This window comes from Streptomyces sp. NPDC001156, assembly GCF_053598275.1.
Genome location: NZ_JBSFJX010000357.1, coordinates 1 through 5,013, shown reverse-complemented (window position 1 = coordinate 5,013; position 5,013 = coordinate 1). Strand labels below are relative to the sequence as shown.

Sequence of the window (5,013 nt, the reverse complement as noted above, 5' to 3'; positions counted from 1 at the left end):
TGCTCACCTGCTGGCGGCTACGGCACCGAGTCTCTCCGACCCGGCAAGTCCCATTAGGCGAGGACGTACCGGCCGTGCGGGGCGTTCGCCAGGTGCGCAAGCGGGGCAGGCAGCTTCAGTGACACTTCGCCGTCGGGCGTGACGCGGATCGTCTCATTGCCGAACCGCTTGCCCGATTCGCCGTCCGCCTGCAGGAACCAGCGTTCAGCCTCCCAGCGCTGTCGCCATGCGTGCCTGGTGAGCTGCGCCGCGTCGAGGTGGTGTCGGGTGTTGAGCAGGCGTTTGCCGCCCCGCACCACCCGCACCCGCCCCACCTCGTGATCGGCCCGCTCCCGCTCCAGCCGATCCTTCAGCAGATGCAGTCGCCGGGTCTTTTGGAACCACTCCTGCCGGGTGCGGTATCCGCCCGGAGCCCGCTTCGAGCCCTTCTCGCCCACCGGCAGCGACAACCGGTGCGCGATCGTCTTGATGCCGGCCTCAAGGCTGCGGATGTGCGCGAGCTGGGCACGCCGCGCCAGCGCCCACTGATCGTGGGTGGCCTTCGTGATCGAACCGGCCCATCGCGAGGACGACGTGTCGGTCAGGGCCCGCTTGCGCCTGGCCCATGTATCCGCGGAGTGCTCCAGGCCCTCGGCGCACCGGCGTTTGAGATCCCTCGAGGCCAGCGACCCCAGATGTGCGCCGACCAGACGTAACACCTGCTCGTCGTCCGGTGTGAGGCCCTTGATGCGGGTGCGGATCGCCACGCCGGACGGGCCGACGGCCACGAAGGGGGCAGCGATCGTGCGCAGCGACTCACCTCGCATCGATGTGCCCCCTCCCCAACGCTTGATCAGCAACAGGAAGAACGGTACAGGCCGGCACTGACAGTGCCCGCCATGCGTCGTGCGCGCTGCAACACCACGAACAAGTACATGCTCGTGCACACTCACACACACTCCTGCACATCCGAAACCGAACAGCTCCCAACCCTCTTCCACGCGTGGGTCCCACCCGAACTTGTCGGCGAACGCCTCCGCTGCGCCTCCGGGCACCTCCTGGTCCGGGAAGCACTCCGCCTCACCCTGGAGGAGCACCACGTCGAAGGTGTCCGGTAGCGCCAGGCGCACACGCGGCTCTTTGCGGACGTTCCGCGCAGCAACGGATGTGGCGCTGGTGCACATCCACACTGCTCGCCCATCCCACAAGAACCACAGCGGCACCTGGTGCGGCCCGTGATCAGGGTGAGCTGAGGCGTCCCTCGGAGTGTGGACACAGCGGCTCATGCCGTGAGTGACAGTTTAGCTGCTCGCAGGTGCTGCTGTTCGAACTCCACAGGCGAGAGGTAGTTGAGGGAGCTGTGACGCCTGCGGGCGTTGTAGTACGTGAGCCACTGGAAGATCTCCAGTCGCGCCTGACGCACCGTCGAGAACAGCCTCTGGTGCATCGTCTCCCTCTTGAGTCCCTGCCAGAAACTCTCGGCGAGGGCATTGTCGTAACTCGAGCCGACTCGGCCCATGCTCCTGCGGATCGTGAAGCCGTCACAGACCTGCGCGAACGCGGCAGAGGTGTACTGCGAGCCGCGGTCCGCATGGAAGATCACCCCGTCCACGCTGCCACCGCGGGTGGCCACGGCCATCTTGAGGGCGTCGGTGACCAGTTCGGTGCGCATGTGGGTGGCCATCGACCAGCCCAGTACCCGGCGTGAGCAGACGTCCAGGACGCAGGCGAGATACAGCCAGGTGCCGCCGACCTGCACGTATGTGATGTCGCCGCACCACTTCTCATTCAACTGCCGAGCGTGGAAGTCGCGTTGGACGAGGTCGGGGGCAGGTGGTGCGAGCCGGTCCGGGACGGTGGTGCGTTTGCGGCGCCGCAGATGCAGGCCCTGAAGGCCGTGCTTGCGCATGAGGCGCTCGACGCGCTTGCGGTTCACGGTGTGCCCGAAGCCCCGCAGCTCGGCGTGCACACGCCGCACTCCGTACGTGCCCTTGTGCTCGGTGTGGATCTCGCGGATCTCCGCGACCAGGGCCGCCTCGGCGTCCTGCCGGACCTCGCGGGCCTTCGCGCCGGCGATCCACCGGTAGAAGCCAGAGCGCGAGACCTGAAGGACCCGGCACATCCGCTGGACACCGAAGTCGGTGCGATAGGTGGAGATGAAGTCCCAGCGGAGGGTCATGCCCTCATCTCCTTCGCGAAATATTGGGCCGCCCGGCGCAGGATCTCCCGCTCGAGTTCTCACTCCTTCTCGGCCTTGCGCAGCCGGCCGTTCTCCGCTCGCAGCCGGGCCAGTTCCTCATCCCTGCTTTCGGCGGTGGCCTGCTCGTCGCGGTTGCTGCGGCCGGCCAGTTCGTCGGCCTGCCGCACCCAACTGCGCAGTGTCTCGCCGGTCACCCCGACATCCGCCGCGACCGCCGCATACGTGCGCTTCCCGCCCGCCGCGCGGTACAACGCCACCGCATCATTCCTGAACTCCGCCGGATACGGAGACTTACGTCCCACCAGGACACCCTTCCTCGGACCACAAGATCCATTGTCAGAGTGTCCACACCACGGGAGTCACCTCACGGAGCCCTGTGACCACGACCGCGTACAGCGAAGCATCCACCGCCGCGCGCCTCCCCGGACGGTCCTGGACGATCAGGCTCACCGGCCACGCCGACCGCACGGCGATCGTCACCTGCAGCACCGCCGGGTGCCGGATGCCGCCCCGCTCGAGGGACCTTGCGGCGCTGCGCGCCTTCGCCGCCCAGCACGCTGCCGCGCACGCCAAAACGGCTACCGTGCGACCCAACGCCGCCTGTCACTGCCGGGCCCAGCAGTGCTCCGCGCACCCGGCAGCCAAGGTCCCCCAGTGCACGGGTGCGGTCGTCCTGGTCCTGCGCCACGACCCCAGCGTGGGCCAGGTGTGGACCCTCGCAGAAGTGTGTGCCACCTGCGCCCCGCTGATGACGCACACCACCGTCCTCGCCCGCGCCCCGTGAACCCGGCCCGCCACCCCACCCGCCGCGCAGCCTGCCGCCCCTCATCCCGCAAGCGTTCCGGGCGGCTTCTCCTCGCAAGGCGCCGGCATCGGCGCTGACGGCGGGGGAGAGGGGGTGCGGCGGCGGTCACGCCGTGGATCGCGCTCGCGTGGACGGGGCGGACGCAGCCCCAGGCAGGCACGCTGACCCCTGCCCTTGGGCCGTTGCCGGACGCGTCTGGAAACCGGGGCTACCGACGAAATGAAGCTCTCAAGGTGGCGTCATGCGTGGCGGCGGGCGTCGTTGCACCGGACGGCCAGAGTGCACGACCTGTCTGCCGAGGTCCTCGAAGCCCTGATCGAGGGAGGTATGCGCATCACCCTGGCGTGACCGGCAGCCCACCGCCGACGGGGATGCGGTGCTGGCGCTGCTGCGGGACAAGACGTCCGTGGCGGAGGTCAGACAGTGATGGCGAACACCCACAGGTGAGGGTCGGGGCCCGGGATGATCACGTAGTGGACGATGGCGGTGCGCGTCGTGATGACGCGCACCGCCTCATCCATACCGTCGTACTTGTCGGCCTGCGGCCACGACCACGGGTCGTTGCACGCGCGGATCACGGCGTCGTGCAGCTCTTCCTTGTCGGGGCCGGGCAGGTTCTTGATGGTCTCGCCGACGTGTGCGGCGAACCGCGCGGGGATCGCCGTCACTCGCCGAAGACCTCATCCATGCTCATGGCGCCGTCTTCGCGGCGTCCGCCTTCAAGCCACTTTCGGTAGGCGACGGCGGCGTGCATGCGGGCGCGGGCCTCCCGCATCTCATCAGTGCCGTCCGCGGCGGCCTGGTCGGCGGCGAGGACTTCCGTGACGTAGTCGTTGATGGACATGCCGGCGCGTTGCGCGGAGGCGCGGACCTTGTCGGCCAACTCCTTCGGGACGCGCGTGTTGAGCTGAGTGGTGGCCATAGCACTCATGCTAGCGATTTGCTAGCTGGGGCACCACGGCGTCAATGCAATCCGTCGTACTCGGCGCCCGTACCGCTCCAGAATATCTGCACCGGCTCTGACCAGTGACGATGGCCGTGGACGCTGATAGGGCACTCTGGGTGCATATGCTCGTGCGACTGCTCTACCTGTGCGCCACGCGGATCTTCGCGTGGCTGTTCCTGCTCTCCCGTTCCTCCGCCGCCAAGGACGCCGAAATGCTGATCTTGCGGCACGAGGTGGCGGTCCTGCGCCGCCAGGTCGCCGCCCCGAAACCTCGCTGGGCAGACCGCGCCCTACTCGCCGCCCTCGCCCAACTGCTGCACCGGCCACTGCGCGCCCACCGGATCGTCTCCCCGCGCACCCTCCTCGCCTGGCACCGGCGGCTGATCAAGCACAAGTGGACGCAGCCGTCGTCCCCGGGGCGCCCGCCCGTGTCCGAGGAGTTGCGCGAGCTGATCACCCGGCTCGGCACTGAGAACCCGCGGTGGGGGTTCCGCCGAGTGCACGGCGAGCTGCGCCGACTCGGCCACAAGGTCAGCCCGGCCACGGTGCGCCGGGTCCTGCGCGCCGCTGGCCTCGGATCCGCACCTCGGCGCCATCCGGCACGCGGCGAGTGGACTGCTTTCCTCAAGGCCCACGCGCACGGGCTGCTCGCCGCTGATCTGTTCCATGCGGACACTATCGACTTGCAGCGGCTGTACGCGCTGTTCGTCATGGAAGTGCGCACCCGTACCGTGTACATCCTCGGCGTCACCGCCCACCCCACCGCGGCCTGGACCGCCCAGCAAGCCCGTCAACTCCTGTGGCAGCTCGGTGATCGCGCCACCGACTTCACCCACCTCATTCGGGACCGGGATGCGAAGTTCATCGCCGCGTTCAATGCCGTCTTCGCCAGCGAAGGCATCACCGTGGCCAAGGCCCCTCCACGCAGCCCCAACTGCAACCCGCACGGGGAACGTTCATACGCTCTGTGCGGGATGAGTGCACCAATCAACACCGTTGCGTTTGAGTGTTGAGGTGCAGGTCAAGCCCTGGTGAATGACGCAACGGGACGTCCTGATAGATCAACTTGTTGCTGAGGCAAGG

General features: G+C 68.2%; 5 protein-coding genes and 2 pseudogenes. 2 read left to right on the top strand and 5 right to left on the bottom strand.

Features of this window, described 5'->3' with window-relative positions; translation table 11 throughout:
* Positions 1 to 59: 59 nt before the first annotated feature.
* The 3 genes and pseudogenes from ACWDA7_RS50205 to ACWDA7_RS50195 form a co-directional block, all read right to left on the bottom strand.
* Positions 60 to 806: pseudogene (locus ACWDA7_RS50205) on the bottom strand (IS200/IS605 family accessory protein TnpB-related protein); the annotation flags it as partial.
* A gap of 162 nt (positions 807 to 968) precedes the next feature.
* A pseudogene (locus tag ACWDA7_RS50200) lies at positions 969 to 1,265 on the bottom strand (pyridoxamine 5'-phosphate oxidase family protein); the annotation flags it as partial.
* A protein-coding gene (locus ACWDA7_RS50195) for an IS3 family transposase (RefSeq protein ID WP_450614565.1) occupies positions 1,262 to 2,481 on the bottom strand; the annotation gives its coding sequence in 2 pieces (ribosomal slippage) (positions 1,262 to 2,226 and positions 2,226 to 2,481; 1,221 coding nt in all). The pseudogene ACWDA7_RS50200 and the gene ACWDA7_RS50195, both read right to left, overlap by 4 nt.
* Positions 2,482 to 2,555: 74 nt before the next feature.
* Between ACWDA7_RS50195 and ACWDA7_RS50190 the strand changes: the two genes are divergently transcribed.
* Complete coding sequence (locus ACWDA7_RS50190; RefSeq protein ID WP_450614563.1) at positions 2,556 to 2,963, top strand: hypothetical protein; 408 nt, start codon at positions 2,556 to 2,558, stop codon at positions 2,961 to 2,963.
* A gap of 437 nt (positions 2,964 to 3,400) precedes the next feature.
* Here the strand turns inward: ACWDA7_RS50190 and ACWDA7_RS50185 are convergent, their stop codons facing one another.
* The gene (locus ACWDA7_RS50185) at positions 3,401 to 3,652 is read right to left on the bottom strand and encodes a hypothetical protein (RefSeq protein WP_450614561.1); all 252 of its coding nucleotides are present in this window, start codon (positions 3,650 to 3,652) and stop codon (positions 3,401 to 3,403) included.
* Entirely contained in the window at positions 3,649 to 3,906 is a 258-nt protein-coding gene (locus tag ACWDA7_RS50180; RefSeq protein WP_450614559.1) for a toxin-antitoxin system HicB family antitoxin, read from the bottom strand. The genes ACWDA7_RS50185 and ACWDA7_RS50180 overlap by 4 nt, the downstream gene beginning before the upstream one ends.
* 146 nt (positions 3,907 to 4,052) lie before the next feature.
* Between ACWDA7_RS50180 and ACWDA7_RS50175 the strand changes: the two genes are divergently transcribed.
* On the top strand, positions 4,053 to 4,943 hold the full coding sequence (locus tag ACWDA7_RS50175) for an IS3 family transposase (RefSeq protein ID WP_450614557.1): 891 nt from the start codon (positions 4,053 to 4,055) through the stop codon (positions 4,941 to 4,943).
* Positions 4,944 to 5,013: the final 70 nt, after the last annotated feature.

Bases quoted from the DNA above. Each gene is read 5' to 3' on its own strand.
- ACWDA7_RS50180 (WP_450614559.1), bottom strand. From the start codon at position 3,906: ATGGCCACCACTCAGCTCAACACGCGCGTCCCGAAGGAGTTGGCCGAC.
- ACWDA7_RS50175 (WP_450614557.1), top strand. From the start codon at position 4,053: ATGCTCGTGCGACTGCTCTACCTGTGCGCCACGCGGATCTTCGCGTGG.